The sequence below is a fragment of the Arthrobacter sp. ov407 genome (assembly GCF_900102895.1).
In the GTDB taxonomy this organism is placed as follows: domain Bacteria; phylum Actinomycetota; class Actinomycetes; order Actinomycetales; family Micrococcaceae; genus Arthrobacter.
In genome coordinates, this window is sequence record NZ_FNGD01000003.1 from 256,431 (window position 1) to 274,533 (window position 18,103).

General features: G+C 67.7%; 19 protein-coding genes. 9 read left to right on the forward strand and 10 right to left on the reverse strand.

Going from position 1 to position 18,103, the window contains the following annotated elements; translation table 11 throughout:
- Window positions 1–480: 480 nt before the first annotated feature.
- The 3 genes from BLS42_RS05670 to BLS42_RS05680 are packed head-to-tail and all read right to left on the reverse strand — an operon-like array spanning window position 481 to window position 2,536.
- Window positions 481–1,113, reverse strand: coding sequence for an energy-coupling factor transporter transmembrane component T family protein (locus BLS42_RS05670; protein ID WP_090577789.1), 633 nt, complete (start codon window positions 1,111–1,113; stop codon window positions 481–483).
- On the reverse strand, window positions 1,110–1,892 hold the full coding sequence (locus tag BLS42_RS05675; protein WP_090577792.1) for an energy-coupling factor ABC transporter ATP-binding protein: 783 nt from the start codon (window positions 1,890–1,892) through the stop codon (window positions 1,110–1,112). Before BLS42_RS05675 ends, BLS42_RS05670 begins: the two co-directional genes overlap by 4 nt.
- On the reverse strand, window positions 1,889–2,536 hold the full coding sequence (locus tag BLS42_RS05680) for a biotin transporter BioY (RefSeq protein WP_090577795.1): 648 nt from the start codon (window positions 2,534–2,536) through the stop codon (window positions 1,889–1,891). The genes BLS42_RS05675 and BLS42_RS05680 overlap by 4 nt, the downstream gene beginning before the upstream one ends.
- A gap of 301 nt (window positions 2,537–2,837) precedes the next feature.
- Here BLS42_RS05680 and BLS42_RS05685 point away from each other — a divergent pair, with 301 nt between their 5' ends.
- Window positions 2,838–4,436, forward strand: a complete 1,599-nt coding sequence (locus tag BLS42_RS05685; protein WP_090577799.1) for an ABC-F family ATP-binding cassette domain-containing protein — start codon at window positions 2,838–2,840, stop codon at window positions 4,434–4,436.
- A 6-nt stretch (window positions 4,437–4,442) separates the two neighbouring features.
- Here BLS42_RS05685 and BLS42_RS05690 read toward each other — a convergent pair whose 3' ends face one another.
- Genes BLS42_RS05690 through BLS42_RS05705 form a run of 4 tightly spaced genes read right to left on the reverse strand, consistent with a single transcriptional unit; the run spans window position 4,443 to window position 6,544 of the window.
- Window positions 4,443–4,922 carry a YbaK/EbsC family protein gene (locus tag BLS42_RS05690; RefSeq protein WP_090577803.1) on the reverse strand — a complete coding sequence of 160 codons (480 nt, stop codon included), beginning with the start codon at window positions 4,920–4,922 and terminating at the stop codon, window positions 4,443–4,445.
- A 3-nt stretch (window positions 4,923–4,925) separates the two neighbouring features.
- On the reverse strand, window positions 4,926–5,804 hold the full coding sequence (locus BLS42_RS05695) for an SURF1 family cytochrome oxidase biogenesis protein (RefSeq protein ID WP_090577806.1): 879 nt from the start codon (window positions 5,802–5,804) through the stop codon (window positions 4,926–4,928).
- On the reverse strand, window positions 5,805–6,098 hold the full coding sequence (locus BLS42_RS05700; RefSeq protein WP_090577809.1) for a hypothetical protein: 294 nt from the start codon (window positions 6,096–6,098) through the stop codon (window positions 5,805–5,807).
- Window positions 6,095–6,544 carry a DUF3099 domain-containing protein gene (locus BLS42_RS05705; protein ID WP_090577812.1) on the reverse strand — a complete coding sequence of 150 codons (450 nt, stop codon included), beginning with the start codon at window positions 6,542–6,544 and terminating at the stop codon, window positions 6,095–6,097. Before BLS42_RS05705 ends, BLS42_RS05700 begins: the two co-directional genes overlap by 4 nt.
- Window positions 6,545–6,693: 149 nt before the next feature.
- Here BLS42_RS05705 and BLS42_RS05710 point away from each other — a divergent pair, with 149 nt between their 5' ends.
- The 3 genes from BLS42_RS05710 (at window position 6,694) to BLS42_RS05720 (ending at window position 8,945) form a co-directional block, all read left to right on the forward strand.
- On the forward strand, window positions 6,694–7,419 hold the full coding sequence (locus BLS42_RS05710) for a beta-ketoacyl-ACP reductase (RefSeq protein ID WP_090577814.1): 726 nt from the start codon (window positions 6,694–6,696) through the stop codon (window positions 7,417–7,419).
- A gap of 177 nt (window positions 7,420–7,596) precedes the next feature.
- Entirely contained in the window at window positions 7,597–8,016 is a 420-nt protein-coding gene (locus BLS42_RS05715; RefSeq protein ID WP_090577817.1) for an Hsp20/alpha crystallin family protein, read from the forward strand.
- A 167-nt stretch (window positions 8,017–8,183) separates the two neighbouring features.
- Entirely contained in the window at window positions 8,184–8,945 is a 762-nt protein-coding gene (locus tag BLS42_RS05720; protein WP_090577820.1) for an SDR family oxidoreductase, read from the forward strand.
- An 87-nt stretch (window positions 8,946–9,032) separates the two neighbouring features.
- Here BLS42_RS05720 and serB read toward each other — a convergent pair whose 3' ends face one another.
- Entirely contained in the window at window positions 9,033–9,983 is a 951-nt protein-coding gene (serB, locus tag BLS42_RS05725; protein ID WP_090577823.1) for a phosphoserine phosphatase SerB, read from the reverse strand.
- Between the two features lie 132 nt (window positions 9,984–10,115).
- On the opposite strand from serB, the gene BLS42_RS05730 reads away from it, so the two are divergent.
- The 5 genes from BLS42_RS05730 to BLS42_RS05750 all read left to right on the forward strand — a co-directional run bounded on the left by BLS42_RS05730 (window position 10,116) and on the right by BLS42_RS05750 (window position 14,235).
- Complete coding sequence (locus BLS42_RS05730) at window positions 10,116–10,901, forward strand: ABC transporter ATP-binding protein (RefSeq protein WP_090577825.1); 786 nt, start codon at window positions 10,116–10,118, stop codon at window positions 10,899–10,901.
- Window positions 10,902–10,919: 18 nt separating this feature from the next.
- On the forward strand, window positions 10,920–11,705 hold the full coding sequence (locus BLS42_RS05735) for a sulfite exporter TauE/SafE family protein (RefSeq protein ID WP_090577828.1): 786 nt from the start codon (window positions 10,920–10,922) through the stop codon (window positions 11,703–11,705).
- A 52-nt stretch (window positions 11,706–11,757) separates the two neighbouring features.
- Window positions 11,758–12,567, forward strand: coding sequence for a TrmH family RNA methyltransferase (locus BLS42_RS05740; protein WP_090577831.1), 810 nt, complete (start codon window positions 11,758–11,760; stop codon window positions 12,565–12,567).
- A 172-nt stretch (window positions 12,568–12,739) separates the two neighbouring features.
- Complete coding sequence (locus tag BLS42_RS05745) at window positions 12,740–12,997, forward strand: type B 50S ribosomal protein L31 (RefSeq protein WP_011691973.1); 258 nt, start codon at window positions 12,740–12,742, stop codon at window positions 12,995–12,997.
- 131 nt (window positions 12,998–13,128) lie between these two features.
- Window positions 13,129–14,235: a lipoate-protein ligase LplAB gene (locus BLS42_RS05750; RefSeq protein WP_090577834.1), complete on the forward strand. Its 1,107-nt coding sequence runs from the start codon at window positions 13,129–13,131 to the stop codon at window positions 14,233–14,235.
- Between the two features lie 107 nt (window positions 14,236–14,342).
- Here the strand turns inward: BLS42_RS05750 and pepN are convergent, their stop codons facing one another.
- Complete coding sequence (pepN, locus tag BLS42_RS05755; RefSeq protein WP_090577837.1) at window positions 14,343–16,973, reverse strand: aminopeptidase N; 2,631 nt, start codon at window positions 16,971–16,973, stop codon at window positions 14,343–14,345.
- A 34-nt stretch (window positions 16,974–17,007) separates the two neighbouring features.
- Window positions 17,008–18,018, reverse strand: a complete 1,011-nt coding sequence (locus BLS42_RS05760) for a YeiH family protein (protein ID WP_090577840.1) — start codon at window positions 18,016–18,018, stop codon at window positions 17,008–17,010.
- Between the last annotated feature and the right edge of the window lie 85 nt (window positions 18,019–18,103).

Genomic DNA, 18,103 nt, shown 5'->3' on the forward strand with positions numbered 1-18,103 from the left:
GCCGCTTTATCCGCGATGCCCTTCTCAAACCACGCTACAGCGGCCTCGCGCTGCTCTTCGGATAACGGACTACGTACATGCATAAAACTGCTCCCCGGGAGTCGGAACTGAATTTCTCAGTCCAACTTCCGGGGAGCAGTTCACGGGCAGGGGAGGACATGCCCATTTGCCCGCTGGGGACATGGGCATGTCCTCCCCTGCCCTGGCACCGGGGAAGGGACATGTCCGTACCTGGCGTTGGAACGGGACATGTCCATTCTTGGGCGCGAGGAGTGGGCATATGGGCCACATGTCCACTGGCTACGGTCAACGGAGGGCATGCCCAATTTTCGAATCGGAGGGGCAGCTCGTCCGCGGGCAACCTGAATGGGATATGCCCATTCTTTAGCACGGGGAGTGGGCATGGCGGCCATATGTCCACTGGCTGCGGCCAAGGCAGGGCATGTCCAGTGCAGGGGGCCGGGCCCAGGCACCCAAGGGCTAGTCCTCCGGGTCCTCCGGCTCACCCAGTCCACGGGCGGCGAGGGCTTCGCCGGTCTGCCGGGCGAAGGCCACCGTGCTGATGAAGACGGGCAGCACAAGGGCCCGCGGGTTGCGTTCGAGCCCGCGGGCCCGGGCAGAATCGCGCACGTCCATGTAGGCCCCGACAACGAACGGGATGCTGCGGAGCATGATGGCAATGGTCAGGGCGAAGCGTTCCGGGTCCGCACCGAAGCGCCGGAACGGCCGGGCCAGGGACGCCACACCGTCGAGCAGCGCCTGCACCGGGGTGGTGGCGGTCAGGATTGAGGCGGCGACAACGCAGACCAGGACGTTCAGCACGATCCGGGCCGCGGTCGGTGCGCCCAGCTGCCACCACTGGAAGAGGCCGATCGCCAGGAGTACGGGCAGGACCGGGCGCACTGCGCGAAGCAGCCTGGCTGGACCTGCCCCGCTGAGCAGGAACAGCCCGCACAGCAGCGCCAACACGACGGCCGAAACGGCCCAGTCGGCGACCAGGAAAGACGCCATTCCGCAACCAACCACCAGCAGGAACTTCAGCCACAGCGGCGTCCGGTGGATCAAGGACGAGCCCGGCGCGTACGTTGCGAGGAGGAAGCCGTGGCCGCTCACGGCTGCTCCAGCCGGGCCTGCTCGGGCACGGCCCGCTCAAGCCCGCCGCCGGCCAGCCCGCCGCCCGGTGCAGGCAGGCCTGCAGTGCTGAGGGCACGGTAGTGCGCGACGGCGGCCGCCGGTTCGCCGTCGAACACCACCTTCCCGTCGTCCACCACCAGGACGCGGTCCATGTCCCGGGCGAGCTCGAGGTCGTGGGTGGACAGAATCACCTGCTGGCGGAGTCCGGCCAGCGTGCGTCGCAGGAGTTCGCGGTTGCGGAGGTCCAGCAGTGTGGACGGCTCGTCGAGGACCAGTACCTCCGGATCGACGGCTAGGACGGCGGCCAGCGCCAGGAGCTGGCGTTCGCCGCCGGAGAGCTCATAGATGCTCTGGTCCGCCAGCGGCAGGAGGCCGAACCGTTCCAGGACTGACTCCGCGTGGGCCCGGCGCTCGGTGGCGTTGCGGATGGAGCGCCGCAGGGACAGTTCAACATCCTCGCGCCCGGTGGGCATCACGAGCTGGGAGAGCGGATCCGTGAAGACAAACCCCACGCGCCGGCGGACCTCCCGGACCGAGCGGACGGTATCGGCGCCGTCTACCCGCACCGTGCCCTCGCTGGGTGCCACGAGCCCGTTCAGGAGCCGCAGGAGGGTGGACTTGCCGGAGCCGTTAGCCCCGATCACCCCGATCCGCCGTTCCGTGAGGTCCAGCGAAAGTTCCCGGAGCAGCGTCTTGGGTGCCGGGCGGCCGTCAACCGGCACCCGCACCGTCACGCGGTCCAGGACGATGCTGCTCACGGGCGGGTGTCAACCGTCCGAACGCGGCGCAGCAGCAGGTCCGGGAAGGCCTTGTGCAGGGCCAAGGCGATGCTTACGGCCAGGATGTTCTTGATGATGTCACCGGGGTAAAACACCAGATCGGCCAGGAAGGCTTTGGAGAAGTCCAGCTTGGCGTTGACCATCATGCCCAGGATGCCCAGGCCGTGGATGAAGACGATGCTGCTCACCATGGCTGCGGCGAACAGGAGGATGGCACGCAGCCTGCCTTTGCGGTTGGCGGTGCGCGCGAGCACGACGACGGTCAGCCAGCCGACGGCCGTGGCGGCCAGCAGGAACCCGATGATGTAGCCGGCGGAGGGTCCGGCGAGGACGCCCAGCCCGCTGCGGCCGCCGCTGAAGATCGGCAGGCCTGCGAAGCCCAGGAGCAGGTAGAGGCCGACGGCGGCGAAGGCCCGGCCCGGGCCGAGGGCCAGACCGGTGAGCATGACGGCGAGGGTCTGCAGCGTGATGGGCACGCCGAGCCCGCCCACGGGAATGGCGGCGATCAGCGCCGAAGCGGCCACAAGGGCGGCAAAGACGGCGATGAGGCCAAGGTCGGTGGCATTCCAGCGTCCCCGGCGGCGCGGGGTCCTGGCTGTGGCGGGATGGTCGGTCTGCGTCATGGTGTTCCTGTCGGGTGCTGCGGCGGATATCGGTGTCGTGATATTGACTGTACGGTCGCGGCGGGTCGGGTATTTTGTAGGCGCCCCACTAACCGGCGGCCCAGATGCTGGAGGGCGCCGCCAAAGACGACAGTGAAGGGAGCGCGGGCGGCTGGCGGCTGCCACATGGGTCCATGTCAGGGAGCAGGGGCGGTGCCGGTAGACTTGTAGAGGCCGTGCTCTCGCACCGCCCTGCCCCGGCCCCGCCCAGACTCCACCCGTTGTGCCGCGGCATTCCCTGTTGTGAAAGGCCTTAGCTGCATTGATTACCGTCCAGGATCTCGAACTGCGCGCCGGCGCCCGCCTCCTCATGGACCAGGTGAGCTTCCGGATCGACAAGGGAGACAAAATCGGTCTGGTCGGCCGTAACGGTGCAGGCAAGACCACGCTGACCCGGGTGCTCGCGGGCGAGGGCCTGCCCGCCGCGGGCAAGGTAACCCGCAGCGGCGAAATCGGCTACCTGCCGCAGGATCCGCGCACCCCGGACATGGAGCAGCTCGCGCGGGACCGGATCCTGTCCGTCCGCGGCCTGGACATTGCCGTGGGCAAGCTCCGCCTGGCCCACGAAGAGATGGCCAGCGAGGACGCCGCGGTCCAGCGCAAAGCGATGAACCGCTATGACCGGCTGGAATCCGAGTTCCTGGCCGCCGGCGGCTATGCGGCCGAAGCCGAGGCGGCAGCGATCTGCTCGAACCTCGCCCTGCCGGACCGGCTGCTGAACCAGCCGCTCAAGACCCTGTCCGGTGGACAGCGGCGCCGCGTGGAGCTCGCGCGCATCCTGTACTCGGATGCCGAAACGATGCTCCTGGATGAGCCCACCAACCACCTCGATGCCGATTCCATCTCCTGGCTCCGTGAGTTCCTCAAGAACCACCAGGGCGGCCTGATTGTGATCAGCCACGACACCGAACTGCTCGAAGCGACTGTTAACAAGGTCTTCCTGCTGGATCCGAACCGCGCCCAGATCGACTTCTACAACATGGACTGGAAGCGCTACCTCACCCAGCGCGAAACGGACGAACGCGCCCGCAAGCGTGAGCGTGCCAACGCGGAGAAAAAGGCCCAGGTCCTCATCGACCAGGCCAACAAGATGCGCGCCAAGGCCACCAAGGCCGTCGCCGCGCAGAATATGGCCAAGCGTGCCGAGCGTCTGCTGGGCGGCCTCGAAGCCGTGCGCGCACACGACAAGGTGGCAGCCTTGCGCTTCCCGGATCCGTCACCCTGCGGCAAGACCCCGCTCACAGCGGACGGCCTCAGCAAGTCCTACGGCTCGCTGGAGATCTTCACCGACGTCGACCTCGCGATCGACCGCGGCTCCAAGGTGGTCATCCTGGGCCTCAACGGCGCTGGCAAGACCACCCTGCTGCGCATGCTGGCCGGCGTCGACAAGCCGGACACCGGCGAAGTCGTTGCGGGCCACGGCCTGAAGGTGGGCTACTACGCCCAGGAGCACGAGACGCTCGACGTGGACCGCACCGTGCTGCAGAATATGCGCTCTTCCGCCCCGGACATGAACGACGCGGAAGTACGCAACATTCTGGGCTCGTTCCTGTTCTCCGGCGACGACGTCGAAAAGCCCGCCGGTGTGCTGTCCGGCGGCGAGAAGACCCGGCTGGCGCTGGCCACCATCGTGGCCTCGAGTGCGAACGTGCTGCTCCTCGACGAGCCCACCAACAACCTCGACCCCGCCAGCCGCGCCGAGATCCTCGGGGCCCTGAGCAACTACACCGGCGCCGTCGTCCTCGTGAGCCACGATGAGGGCGCCGTCGAGGCGCTCAACCCGGAGCGCGTCGTCCTGCTGCCCGACGGCATAGAGGACCACTGGAACGAAGACTACCTGGACCTGATCACGCTGGCGTAAGACCGGTCAGCGGACCGGCATCGCTTCTGCGTCCGTGATTCGCCGGAGGTCTTCGTAGCCGATGGAGAACATCGAGTTGTGATCGCCTGCCCCGGCCCACAGCACACGGTGGACTGCCAGGGACTCGTCCAACAGCGTCCGGATCTTCTCCGGGTGGCCTACCGGGGCTACGCCGCCTACTTCCTGGCCGGTGTGTTCCAGGACGAACTCGGGGGAGGCGCGGCGGATCTTGCCCGTGCCCAGCTGCCCGGCGACCTTGTGGACGTCCACCTTGGCCGCCCCGCTGGCCAGGATCAGCAGCGGGGCGCCCCCGAGATCGAACACCAGGCTGTTGGTGATCGCCGCGACGTCGCAGCCCAGCGCGGCGGCCGCGGCGGCCGCGGTCGGGACTTTTGAGTCGAACACTGTCACCGTGTCCTTCGCGCCCAGCGCGGTGAGGGCCCGCTTGACGTTGGCGACCGGTCCGGGAAAGGCATCAGGGCTCACCGCTCAGAACCCCTGGGCGTCGAGGATGGCGTCTTCCTCTTCTTCCGCCGTCGCGTTCTTGCGCTTGCGCGGAGCGGGACTGCGCCGCACGGCCGGGCCGCTGGAATGCAGGAACACGCCGCCGGCTGCGTCGGCTTCGGCGTCCTCCGCGTCAATCGCGGCGTTGCGGGCCTGCTGCCGGGCCGCGTAGCCGAACCCGACGAACATCAGCACGCCGAACGCGAACCACTGCAGCGAGTAGGAAAGGTGGGTACCTTCATCGGTGGACGGCTTGGGGAACGGGAACGGCATGTCCTTCACCGCGGGCGACTCGGAGGCCAGCTGTCCGTAGGCGCCCGTGAGCAGCGGATAGCCCAGCTGCGCGGAATAGGCGGCGAGGTCGATCGAGGCCAGTTGGCCGTCAGGGGCGCCGCGCTGCAGCGCGGGCTCGGCCGGCTTGAGGCGGGCAACCACTGTCACCGGACCCTGGGGCGGCGCAGGCACTGAGTCGGGCCGGCCCGGAGTGTTGTTGCCGATGGGCAGCCAGCCGCGGTCAATCACCACGGTTTCACCGGACACGAGCTTGAACGGAACCACCACCTCGTAGCCGGGCTGGCCGTTGAGCGGGCGGTTACGGACGATGCGCTGGCCGGCGACGTCGTAGCTGCCCTTCAGGTCCACCTGGGTCCACTCGCGCTCCGGGTTCAGCCGGCTGAACTGGTCCCGGACATCGGCGAACGGCACGGGGTCGGCGGAGTAGTTGGAGACCACGCGGTTGATTTCCGCCAGGGTTTCGGCGCGACGGTCCATCTGCCACCGACCCAGTCCAACGCAGCCCGCAGCGAAGATCGCGGCCAGCAACAGGTACCCCAGCCATTTACTGGAGAAGAGAAAGCGGTACATTCAGCCGATCCTGCCTGACGGGTCGAGGGGCGCGGTCTCTGCGGAGACGTGGACGGTCTCAGCGCCAAGGGCCAAAGTCTCTTTCCACAGTCCGCGCGTCTGGAGGTAGTCCTCGAGCCAGGCCCGGTGTTCACCGCACGCCAGCCAGATCTTGCGCCGCTCCGGGGTGTGGATCTTGGGATTGTTCCACAGCAGCTGCCATTCCGCCGCCGTGCGGCAGGCTTTCCGCGAGCAGACGGTACCGGGGGCCGCGGCGGTGTCGCCACCGGTCCCGGCCAGGTCAAAGAGGTTCATGAAGCGGCCCGTCCGTGGTCGTCGTCGTCGTCGTTCTCATCATCGATCAGCTCGCCCTGCAGCAGCGGCCCGGAGTCGTCTCCGCCGTCGGCCGGGTACTGCTCAGCCGGGTCGGCCGCGGCGTCCAGTTCTGCGAGCGGCGCATAGTCCAGGAGCGAATCGCTATGGATCTCCGCCTTGTCGCTGCCGTTGGCGATCACCACCGCAATCCAGGGCAGGAAGACGGCGCCGGCAATCGGCACGAGCTTGAACCAGCCATCCACGACAAAAATCAGGATCAGGCAGACCATGCGGATGCCCATGGCGACGGCGTACTTGACCATCCGCTGGTGCATCTCGTCCGAGTGGGGCGCAGCGGCGTCCGTGATGCTGTGCACCTCGGTATCGCCGGACTCGGCGTCCGGCCTCCCGGGCACATGTGCACCGGGTCGATTTTTGAGTGTCACGGCTGTCAGATCACGCTCCCAAGGCTTACTTCAATTCTCTCACCATCGGCGGAGCCGCCCAAACGGATGCGAACCGGGCGCTAAGATCGGAGGCAGGAAAAATCCAGCCCCCAGCGCGGCCCTCCCTGCCGCAGAACCCGGAGCCCCATATGTCTGACACACCCACCATCGGCCGCAGCGTTCTGATTACCGGCGGAAACCGGGGGATCGGCCTGGCCATTGCCGAGTCTTTCCTTGCCAACGGCGACAAGGTGGCGGTGACATTCCGCAGCGAATCGTCCCTGCCCGAGGGCATTCTCGGCGTCAAGGCGGACGTCACCGACGAAGCTTCGGTTGACGCTGCGTTCGCGGAAGTCGAAGCCGCCCACGGTCCTGTGGAGGTACTCGTGGCCAACGCCGGCATCACCAAGGACACCCTCCTGATGCGCATGAGCGAAGACGACTTCACCTCGGTGATCGACACGAACCTCACGGGTGCCTTCCGGGTCATCAAGCGTGCGTCCAAGGGCATGATCCGGGCGCGCAAAGGCCGCGTCGTGCTCATTTCCTCCGTCTCCGGCCTGTACGGGGCTCCGGGCCAGATCAACTACTCTGCCTCGAAGGCAGGCCTGGTGGGCATCGCCCGATCGCTCACCCGCGAGCTCGGCGGGCGCGGGATCACCGCGAACGTGGTCGCGCCCGGCTTCATCAACACGGACATGACGGCCGAGCTGCCCGAGGCCACGCAGAAGGACTACCTGACCAAGGTTCCCGCCGGCCGCTTCGCCGAGGCCTCCGAGGTCGCCAACGTTGTGCGCTGGATCGCCAGCGACGAGGCGTCCTACATTTCGGGTGCGGTCATTCCGGTCGACGGCGGCCTCGGAATGGGCCACTAGCCCCGGGCGACGCCGGGCCACTGGCCCGGGATACAGCGGACGACGGCGGCTACCGCCGTCGTCCGCTGCCGGCCGCGCTGGGCCTTTTTGCCCTTGGCGCCGGGGCGCCGGGAGCGTGTAATGGGCTCACAGCCCCAGACCATGCCGCGGCAGGGGCGTGACCGCAGGAGGAAAATCATGAGTGATCTCAGCAAGTGGACGCCCTCGGACATGCTGGAGCCGGTCCGGCGCTTCCTTGACGGTGATCTGTCCATAGCGCCAGGGATCAAGATCGAACAGTTCCAAGAGGGCAGCACCCTGGTGGTTCGGGCGGAAGTGCCGGGTATCGACCCGGACCGGGACGTTGACGTCTCGGTCGGCGAGGGCATGCTTAATATTGCAGTGGAGCGGCGGGAAGCGTCCGAGCACAAGGGCAAGGACGGTTTCCGCTCGGAGTTCCGCTACGGCCGGGCCGCCCGGAGCATTGCGCTGCCCGCTGGGGTGAGGGAAGAAGACATCACCGCCACCTACAAGGACGGCGTATTGGAAGTCCGCGCACCGGCTCCGAAGGTTGTGACCGGCGAAGCGACGACGAAGATCCGGATCGACCGCGGCTGACCGAACCGCCGGCCGGTTCCAGTCAAAGCGCCTTCCGGTCACGGCACGTCGGGAACTACGCCGCAGGGGCTTCTTTGTCGATGCTGAACAACTGCAATGGCGCGATCCGCTGGCATGATGGATTGCAGACCCACAGTGTTTGGACGTTTGGAACAAAAGGAGCTCGTATGGGACTGCTGGAAAAGAAGACTGCGATCGTGACCGGTTCGTCGCGCGGAATCGGCGCCGAAGTCGCCAAGATCCTGGCCGCCGAAGGCGCTGCCGTCGTCGTGAACTACCGCCAGAAGGCGCCGCGCGCCAACAAGGTTGTCGCGGAGATCGAAGCCGACGGCGGCCGTGCTGCGGCCATCGGGGCGGACCTCACCACCCAGGAAGGCGTCCAGGCCCTCGCCAGCGCCGCCATGGAGAACTTCGGCTCGCTCGACCTCCTGGTCCTCAACGCCTCCGGCGGCATGGAGACCGGGATGGAAGAGGGCTACGCGCTGAAGCTGAACCGTGACGCCCAGGTGAACATGCTCAACGCCGCCGTTGCGCTCATGCCCGAAGGCTCGCGCGTGGTCTTCGTGACCAGCCACCAAGCCCACTTCATCGACACAGTGCCCACGATGCCCGACTACGAGCCCGTTGCCCGCAGCAAGCGTGCCGGCGAGGACGCACTCCGCGCACTCGTCCCGGCACTGGCGGACAAGGGGATCTCGCTCGTGGTCGTCTCCGGCGACATGATCGAGGGCACCGTTACAGCAACCCTGCTCGACCGGTCCAACCCCGGCGCCATCGAGGCCCGCCGTGCAGAAGCGGGCAGGCTGTACTCGGTCAAGGAGTTTGCCGCGGAGGTCGCCAAGATGGCCACGGCCGACGTCGAGACCGGCCACACCGAATACGTCGGCGGCGCCGACTATTTCGATAAGACAGCCAACAAGCGCTCCTAGGAGCGCAGGCCGCCAGCGGCGCCGAGATGGCACGTCAGCAATGTTTAGCCAAACGTTGCCGCGGCGTGCCATCTCGCGGTTAAGGCATCAGACCCCCGCGATGTACCGCACGGCGTCAAGATAGGGAAGGTTGACGGCGGCGTCCGCGACAGCACGGACGGCCGGCTTCGCGTTGAAGGCGATGCCGATCCCGGCGGCGCCAAGCATGTCGAGGTCGTTGGCGCCGTCACCCACGGCAATCGTGTGTTCCATCGGGATGCCTTCGGCAGCGGCCCACTCGCGCAGGTACTTCTCCTTGGCCGCCCGGTCGATCACGTCGCCGAGCACCTTGCCGGTCAGCGCGCCGTCGACGATTTCGAGTTCGTTGGCGATCCAGTAGTGCAGCCCGAGGTCTTCGGCGATCGGCCGGAGGATCTGGTTGAACCCGCCGGACACCACGGCCACGGCATGGCCGGCGGCCTGGAACGCCGCCACAAGCTCGGCCGCGCCCTGGGTCAGTTTGACTTCGGCTCGGACCTTCTCGACGACGTCCGCCGGCAGTCCAGCCAGGACAGCCACCCGGGCGTGCAGGCTCTGGGCGAAGTCCAGCTCGCCGCGCATGGCCGCCTCGGTCACGGCCGTCACTTCCTCGCGCTTGCCGGCATAGGCGGCCAGGAGCTCGATCACTTCCTGCTGGATGAGGGTGGAGTCCACGTCCATGATCAGGAATTTTCGCGGCGCGCTGCGCAGCGCTGCGGGAACCAGTGCCGTGTCGACGCCGTCGATACCGGAGGCCGCCAGCACATGGCGCGGCCCGTCCAGCCGGGCCGCGATCGCAGCCGGCGCGGCGGCACTTTCGGCCTCCAGCGCGCCGTCCAGGTCGGCCTCCAGTTTGGCCTCCAGTGCGCAGTCCGCCGCATACACCTCGAAGCGTGCGTCGCCGGCGCGGGTTTCGGCCCCGACGCTCAGCCCCGCGGCCGTGAGGAGCGAACGCAGCCGCTGGATGTCGGGAAGGGACAGTTTCAGGCCGTAGCTCACTGCGGTCACGTTCGAACTCATGGCCTCAATCCTAGCGAGCAGGCGTTGGGCGGCCCGAATTCGTTGCGCCCGGGCCGGCGCCGCGTGACGCTCCACGGCAGCCCGCGGCGCCGGTTATCAGTCGTCCGCTTTTTTGTCCTAGTGTCTACTCCTATGAGTGATGTTCTTGAAATGGCCGGGGTCAGCGTTGTACGTGGGGCTAAGACGCTCCTGGACAAGGTGGACTGGCAGGTCAAGGAAGGCGAACGCTGGGTGATTCTGGGACCCAACGGCGCCGGCAAGACCACACTCCTCCAGCTGGCCGCGGCCCGGATCCACCCGACGTCCGGAATGGCGGGCATCCTCGAGGAAGTCCTCGGCGCCGTCGACGTTTTCGAGCTCCGGCCCCGGATCGGACTGTCCTCCGCTGCGCTGGCCAGCCAGATCCCCGAGCACGAGAAGGTCCTCAACGTGGTGGTCACCGCCGCGTACGGGGTGACCGGCCGCTGGCGCGAAGGCTACGAGAAGAACGACGAACGGCGCGCCTTTGGACTGCTGAACGAGTGGGGGATGGGCCCGCTGCTTAACCGCCCTTTCGCCTCGCTGTCCGAGGGGGAGCGCAAGCGCGTCCAGATCGCCCGTGCTCTCATGACCGATCCTGAGCTCCTCCTCCTGGACGAGCCGGCCGCCGGGCTCGACCTCGGCGGACGCGAGGACCTGGTCCAGCGCCTGAGCGAACTCGCCCGCGATGACGCCGCCCCGGCGATCGTCCTGGTCACCCACCACCTCGAAGAAGTGCCGCCGGGATTCACGCACGCGATGCTCATGCGCGACGGCGGCGTGGTGGCCTCCGGTCCGCTGCCGGAAGTCCTCACGGCCGAAAACCTGAGCGAAACGTTCGGCCTGCCGCTGGACGTCACCGTCAACGCCGGCCGGTACACCGCGACCGCCACCCACTGACGGGGCCGCTGACCCCGCGTGGAGTTCCTCAATAGCGCCTTCATTTTCTTCGCCGGGCTGTGGGCGGGCACCATCAACAGCGTCGTCGGATCCGGCACCCTGGTCACGTTCCCGGTGCTGATCGCTCTGGGCTATGCCCCCGTCACCGCCTCCATCAGCAACGCCATGGGGCTCGTGGCCGGCAACGCCACCGGCGCCTGGGGCTACCGGAAGGAGCTCGAAGGCCGCGGCCGGCAGCTGCTCCGGCTCCTGCCGGCCTCGCTGTTGGGCGCCGTCACCGGCGCCTACCTGCTGCTCCACCTGCCCGAGAAGGTCTTCTACTACGCCGCCCCCGTCCTGATCGTGCTGGCCCTGCTGATGGTGGTCTTCCAGCCGCGGCTCCAGCGCTGGGTGAAGAACCGCGAGGAAAACCCTGAGCACGCCATCCGGGACCGCCGCCACGGTGTCCTGCTCCTGGTGCTGGTGTTCCTTGCCGGCGTCTATGGCGGCTACTTCGTCGCGGCCCAGGGCATCCTCCTGGTTGGCATCCTGGGCGTCTTCTTGACCGGGACCATCCAGAACGCCAACGCGATGAAGAACTTCCTGGTCCTGGGCGTGAACGTAATCGCCGCCTGCTCCTACCTCTTGTTCGCCTTCGACCGGATCGACTGGAATGTGGTCGGACTGATCGCCGTGAGCTCCCTGATCGGCGGCGTGATTGGCTCCAAGGTGGGGCGCCGGCTCTCCCCGGCGGTCCTGCGCGGGGTCATCTTCACCCTGGGCCTGGTGGCACTGGGATTCATGATCGCCAACCTGTTCAAATAGCCGCCCCGAATAGACTCCGATCACTTCAAATAGCCTCGGAAATGACCTGCCCATGACCTTTCATTTTCTCGAATCCGCCGACGACCCGCGGGTTTCCGACTACACGCAGCTCACCGACGTGCACCTGCGCAAAGTCCGGGAACCGGTCGAGGGCCTCTACATCGCCGAGTCCTCCCGTGTCCTGCGCCGGGCGCTGGCGGCAGGGCACCGGCCGCGGTCCTTCTTCCTTGCCGAGAAGTGGGCCGAGGACCTGGCGGATGTCTTTGCGCAGTACCCGGACGTCCCGGCCTATATTGGCTCCGCGGCGCTGCTGGAGGAAATCACCGGCTTCCACCTGCACCGCGGCGCCATGGCCGCCATGCACCGGCCCGCCCCGGTGCCGCTGGGGGATCTGCTCGCCGGAGCCCGCCGGGTTGCCGTGCTGGAGGACATCGTGGACCACACGAACGTCGGGGCCATTTTCCGCTCGGCCGCGGCCCTGGGCGTGGACGCCGTCCTGGTCTCGCCGCGCTGCGGGGATCCGCTCTACCGCCGCAGCGTGCGGGTCAGCATGGGGACCGTGTTTCAGGTGCCGTGGGCCCGGCTGGAGGACTGGGCGGGAGGCCTGGCCGAGCTCCAGGAGCAGGGCTTCACCGTGGCGGCCATGGAGCTCACGGAAGACGCGGTGGACCTCGACGTGCTCGCGGCCCGCCGCCCGGAGCGGCTGGCCCTGGTGCTGGGCACGGAAGGCGCGGGCATGAGCGCAGGAACCTTGGCCGCCGTCGACCTCGCCGTGAAGATCCCGATGCGCCCGGGCGTCGATTCGCTCAACGTCGCCGCGGCGTCGGCGGTTGCGTTCTGGGAACTCCGCCCGAAGGACTAGGGCCAAGCATTACTGCCGGCACCGCCGCCCCGCGCTGACGTGCGCCGACGGTGTTCGTCAGCGCTCCGGCTATCGGCTATCATTGATAGCTGGCCGTCCGGTGATTTCCGCCGGCCATCCCATTCATACCTGGCAACTGGCAAAATCCAGTTGTGCGAACAAAGGTCCAATTATGAAGTCTAATACTCACCCGAAGTACGAAGCTGTTGTTTTCAACGACCTGGCTTCCGGCGTCAAGTTCCTGACCAAGTCCACCGTGTCTTCCAAGAAGACCATCGAGTGGGAAGACGGCAACACCTACCCGGTCATCGACGTCGAAATCTCCTCTGAGTCGCACCCGTTCTACACGGGCAAGCAGCGCATCATGGACTCCGCAGGCCGCGTCGAGCGCTTCAACGCTCGCTTCAAGGGCTTCGGCGGCAAGAAGTAAGCTTCTTCCCCATGGTCTGATGGAAGCCCGCACCGGCAACGGTGCGGGCTTTCTGCATCTCTGCCGGCGTTCTGGTTTCCTGGGGTTGCCGGTTTCGCGGGTTCCCGGATGCATGCGGCAGGATGGATGTCATGACATCCCATCCCGTGGCCACCGCTCCCAGCACTGACGACGACGGCGGCGGCCGCCACCACGGCGAGTACAAGGTCCCGGGTGGCAAACTCGTGGTCGCCGATTTCGACGTCGTGGACGGCGTGCTGACCCACGTCTCGCTGAGCGGGGACTTCTTCCTGGAACCAGACGAGGCGCTGCCGGAGATCAACCGGGCCCTCACCGGGCTGCCCGTCGATACAAGCGCAGCAGACATCGCGGACGCGGTGACGGCGGCCCTGCCCGAAGGCACCGTGCTGTTCGGTTTTTCCGCCGACGCCGTCGCGGTCACCGTCCGCCGCGCCCTTGCGAAGGCTACCGGCTGGGCGGACCACCACTGGAACATCATCGCCCCGTCCGTCCTGCCCACCCACGTCAACGTCGCTTTGGATGAGGTCCTGACCGAGGAAGTCGGCGCCGGGCGGCGCAATCCCACCCTGCGGTTCTGGGACTGGGAGGAGCCGTCCGTGGTGATCGGCAGCTTCCAGTCCGTCCGCAATGAACTCCACCCCGAGGGGGTAGCCCGGCACGGCATCAGCGTGGTCCGGCGGATCAGCGGCGGGGGAGCGATGTTCATGGAGGCCGGGAACTGCATCACCTATTCGCTCTACCTGCCGCAGACCCTTGTGGACGGCATCAGCTTCGCGGAGTCCTACCGTTTCCTGGACGCCTGGGTGATGGCAGCCCTGGAAAAAGTCGGCATCAGCGCCTTCTACGTGCCTCTCAACGACATCGCCACGGAGCACGGCAAAATCGGTGGGGCGGCGCAGAAGCGGCTCGCCAACGGAGGGATGCTCCACCACGTCACCATGAGCTACGACATCGACGCCGAGAAGATGGTGGAGGTGCTGCGGATCGGCAAGGAGAAGCTGTCCGACAAGGGCACCCGGAGCGCCAAGAAACGCGTGGATCCGCTCCGCCGGCAGACCGGTATGGCCCGGGCCGAGATCGTCGCAGCCATGATGGACGTCTTCGCCGAGCGCTACCACGCGGCACCGTCCGTACTCACCGACGCCGAGCTTGAAACCGCCCGCCGGCGCGTGGAGTCCAAGTTCGGCACCGCGGAGTGGCTGCACCGGGTTCCTTAACTGCGCGTTCCTTAACTGCGGGTTCCCTAACCACGAGCTCCTTAACAACCCGTGCCGAATCGTCCCGGCGTCCTCCGGTGCCTGGGCAGGCGGCGCCCCCGGCCGACTTAGGCGCCCAGCGCCTGCGCCGTCAGCGAACGGTGCAGGTGGCTGCGCTGCTCGATGATGATCCGGCGCAAAGCGCGCGGCGCGTTGGGGTGCGCGGCCAGCCAGTCGTCGGTGCGGACAATCACGGCGTGGGTCTCGGGCGTTGCGCCGTGGCCGTCGAGGTCCTGTCCCGCGGGATAGCAGCCGCGGACAATCCGGCTGGCGATCTCAATGCTCCGGTCCGCCCAGACCTGCTCGAGGGACTCGAAGTACGGGTCGATGAACCCGGCCAGCAGCGAGGACGCACCGGTGTTGAACCCGGCGATGGTGGCGCTCAGGAGCTGGTTGGACAGCCCCGTGCCGTGGACTGCGGCCTCCCAGGCTGCCGCTTTGACGGACGCCTCGGGGCGGGCGGCGAGGGCGGTGGCGTGCCCGGACTTGCCTGCCGCCGTGTTGTCCCGGGCGAGCTCCTGGTCCAGCTGCTCCTGTGAGGCCTGACCGTTCGCTGCCAGGGCATGCCAGAGATTCCAGCGCAGCTCGGCGTCCACCGCGAGACCGTCGATCACGGTGCTGCCGTCCAGGATGCCCCGGAGCAGGTCGAGCCGGCTGGCGTCGTAGCGGCTGGTCGCGGCGAGGGTTCGGGCCCAGGCCAACTGCTGGTCGGAACCCGGCGCCGCCGCCTGCAGCTGTTCGGCGGCCGTGGTGAGGAAGCCGCGGCGCACGGCGTCCCGCTGGCCGCGGGGTACGTACCGTTCGACAGCCGTCGAGGCGTTGCCCAGCACGTTGAGGAGGACGCCGATTCCCGGTTCGGCGGGGCCGAAGCGCTGAACGGCGTCGACGTAGAGGGAAGCCGGGGTGACAGCATCGCGGGCCGAGTCCCACAGCGCCGTCCAGCACAGCGCCCGAGCCATCGGGTCCTTTAGCTTGTCCAGGGATTCGCGCACAGTGGCCTCGGAGTGCGGATCCAGCCGGACCTTGGCGTAGCTGAGGTCGTCGTCGTTGACCAGGAGCAGGGCGGGCCGCGGTTTGCCGGCCAGTTCGGTCACGTCAGTCCGGGCGCCGCTGACATCGGTCTCGACGCTGTCCGTGCGGACCAGTGCGCCGGCGTCGTCAAAGTCGTAGAGGCCGATCCGCAGCCGGTGCGGCCGGGGCTCCTGCCTGCCGGTGGCGGGATCCACGGCGTCCTGCAGGATGGCGACGGAACTGAGCGAGTCCCCGTGCCCTGCTATCTCGCTGGAAAGGGTGATCTCACTGGAGAGCGTAGAGATGCCGGAAGTCTGGAGCCATTGGCGGGCCCATTCGCCGAGGTCGCGGCCGGACGCCGCGCTAAGTGCAGCCAGCAGCTCAGCGAGGGTGGTATTCCCGTAGGCGTGGTCCCGGAAGTACTGGCGGGACCCGGTAATGAAGGCCTCGAACCCGACGTAGGCCACGAGCTGCTTGAGCACCGAGGCGCCCTTGGCGTAGGTGATGCCGTCGAAGTTCTGCTTCGCGGCCTCCAGGTCCGGGATGTCGGCCACGATGGGGTGCGTGGTGGGCAGCTGGTCCTGGACATAGGCCCACGACTTGCGGTTGTTGGCGAAGTTCACCCAGGCCGTGTCCCAGTCCGTGGTCCGGTCCACGCCGAGGGTGCCCATGTAGTCGGCGAAGGATTCCTTGAGCCACAAATCATCCCACCACTTCATCGTGACGAGGTCGCCGAACCACATATGCGCCATCTCGTGCAGGAGCGTGTTGGCCCGGGCCTGGTATTGCGAATCAGCGGCCCGGGAGGTAAAGACGTAGCTTTCGGTGAAGGTCACCAGGCCCGGGTTTTCCATGGCGCCGAGGTTGTACTCGGGCACGAAGGCCTGCTCGTATTTGCCCCACGGGTAGGGGAAATCAAAGAGCTCGTTGAAGAAGGTCAGCCCGTTCTTGGTGAGGCGGAACAGTGCTTCGGCGTCGAAGGACGCGGCCATGGAGGCGCGGCAGTAGAGCGCCAGAGGCACATCCAGGACCGTGCCGTCGCCCAGCGTCCCGTTCCAGGCGTCCTCGGCCTTGAAGTAGGGTCCGGCCAGGACGGTGGTGATGTAGGTGGACATCGCCTTGGTGGGGGCGAAATCCCAGCGGCTCGTGGCGGGATCGGTCGTCAGCTGGGTGCGCAGCACCTCGGCGCCGTTGGAGGACACCTGCCAGTCGGAAGGGGCCATGACGTGGAAGGTGAACTCGGCCTTCAGGTCGGGTTGCTCGAAGTTCGCGAACACCCGGCGGGCGTCGGCGGGTTCGTACTGCGTGTAGAGGTAGCACTGGCCATCGGCGGGGTCGACGAAGCGGTGCATGCCCTCACCGGAAGTGCTGTAGAGCGCTGTCCCCGTGATGGTGACCTGGTTCTCCGGCTGCAGGTTCTCGAGCCGGATCCGGGAACCGTCCACGACATCGGCGAGAGCGAGGCCCTTGCCGTTGAGGAAGACACTGTGCACGCTGTCCGCGATGAAATCCACGAAAGTCGATGCCCCGGGTTCGCTCGCCGCGAAGGAGATGACGCTGCGGCTCGTGTAGCCGGCGACGTTCGGGTCGGCTGCCTGCCGGACGTCAAGGGAGACGTCGTAGCTGTGCGTGGTGATGATGGCGGCACGGGCCGCGGCCTCGTCGCGGCTCAAGTTCTGGTTTGACACCCAGCTATCTAATCACGGCAGCGTGTGCCCCGGATCACGCCGGCGGGAACATCAGGTAGGCGGCGGCCAGCCCCAGCAGGGCGATCAGCAGCCAGGACGCCAGCGCGGCCAGCAGCGCGCGTGCGCCGGTGTGCAGCAGCTGCCCCACCCGGACCGCGGAGCCCAGCCCGAACAACGCCATGCCCAGCAGCACGTCCTGGAGTGCGGCGGCCGCGTCGAGGGCTGCGGGGGAGAGCCACCCGGTGGTGCGCAGGCCCGCCAGGGCCACGAATCCGATGACGAACAGCGGGATCACCGGCGGGCGTTTGGCGCCGTCGGCTGCGGTGCCCAGCCGGTGGTGGAAGCCCGCGGCGGCGACCATCGGAGCCAACAGGATCACCCGGGTGAGTTTGACGACGACGGCGACGGCTAGGGCTGCGGCGCCCGCGGTCTGGGCGGTGGCGACCACCTGCCCGACGTCGTGCACCGAGGCGCCGGTCCACGCCCCGAAGATCTCCGGTCCGAGGCCCAGCGGCTGCGCGAGGAGGGGCAGTACACCGATCGCCAGCGTTCCACATAGGGTCACGAGCGCCACGGGGAGCACGGTCTCCTCCTGCCGGATTCTGCGCACAGCGGCCATCGCCCCGATCGCGGATGCCCCGCAGATGGCGAATCCCGTGGCCACCAGCAGCGATACGCGGGGAGGAAGCCGGAAGAGCCGGCTGATCCCGTACGTGCCGGCGAAGGCGGCCAGCACCACGGCCGTCACGAGCAGCAGCGCAGCCCAGCCCAGGCCCAGCACATCGCCGAGGCTGACTTTCAGGCCCAGCACCACGATCCCGGCCCGCATGAGATGCTTGCCGGCGAAGTCGAGCCCGGGACGCGCCGGCCCTGCGGTCCACCCCGCCGCGCCGGGCAGGTTTGCCGCCAGGAGCCCGAGGAGCACGGCCAGGGTCATCGCCGGCAGCGCCGGAACCAGCACATGGACGGCGACGGCGACGGCAACGGCCACCGCGGCGCCGATCAGGCCTGGCGCGGCCGCGGCCGCGGAATTTTTGGGGGGCACGCCCCTACATTGCCGTATCTGGCCGGAAAAACCTTAACCGCGGCATTCCCGGCAGGGGCCCCGCACTCCGCGGACCACAGGGTGC

What these genes read in the sequence shown, in the direction of transcription:
- BLS42_RS05680 (WP_090577795.1), bottom strand. Translation starts at nt 2,536, where the DNA reads ATGACGCAGACCGACCATCCCGCCACAGCCAGGACCCCGCGCCGCCGG.
- BLS42_RS05695 (WP_090577806.1), bottom strand. Translation starts at nt 5,804, where the DNA reads ATGTACCGCTTTCTCTTCTCCAGTAAATGGCTGGGGTACCTGTTGCTG.
- BLS42_RS05700 (WP_090577809.1), bottom strand. Translation starts at nt 6,098, where the DNA reads ATGAACCTCTTTGACCTGGCCGGGACCGGTGGCGACACCGCCGCGGCC.
- BLS42_RS05710 (WP_090577814.1), top strand. Translation starts at nt 6,694, where the DNA reads ATGTCTGACACACCCACCATCGGCCGCAGCGTTCTGATTACCGGCGGA.
- BLS42_RS05715 (WP_090577817.1), top strand. Translation starts at nt 7,597, where the DNA reads ATGAGTGATCTCAGCAAGTGGACGCCCTCGGACATGCTGGAGCCGGTC.
- BLS42_RS05720 (WP_090577820.1), top strand. Translation starts at nt 8,184, where the DNA reads ATGGGACTGCTGGAAAAGAAGACTGCGATCGTGACCGGTTCGTCGCGC.
- serB (WP_090577823.1), bottom strand. Translation starts at nt 9,983, where the DNA reads ATGAGTTCGAACGTGACCGCAGTGAGCTACGGCCTGAAACTGTCCCTT.
- BLS42_RS05730 (WP_090577825.1), top strand. Translation starts at nt 10,116, where the DNA reads ATGAGTGATGTTCTTGAAATGGCCGGGGTCAGCGTTGTACGTGGGGCT.
- BLS42_RS05740 (WP_090577831.1), top strand. Translation starts at nt 11,758, where the DNA reads ATGACCTTTCATTTTCTCGAATCCGCCGACGACCCGCGGGTTTCCGAC.
- BLS42_RS05745 (WP_011691973.1), top strand. Translation starts at nt 12,740, where the DNA reads ATGAAGTCTAATACTCACCCGAAGTACGAAGCTGTTGTTTTCAACGAC.
- BLS42_RS05750 (WP_090577834.1), top strand. Translation starts at nt 13,129, where the DNA reads ATGACATCCCATCCCGTGGCCACCGCTCCCAGCACTGACGACGACGGC.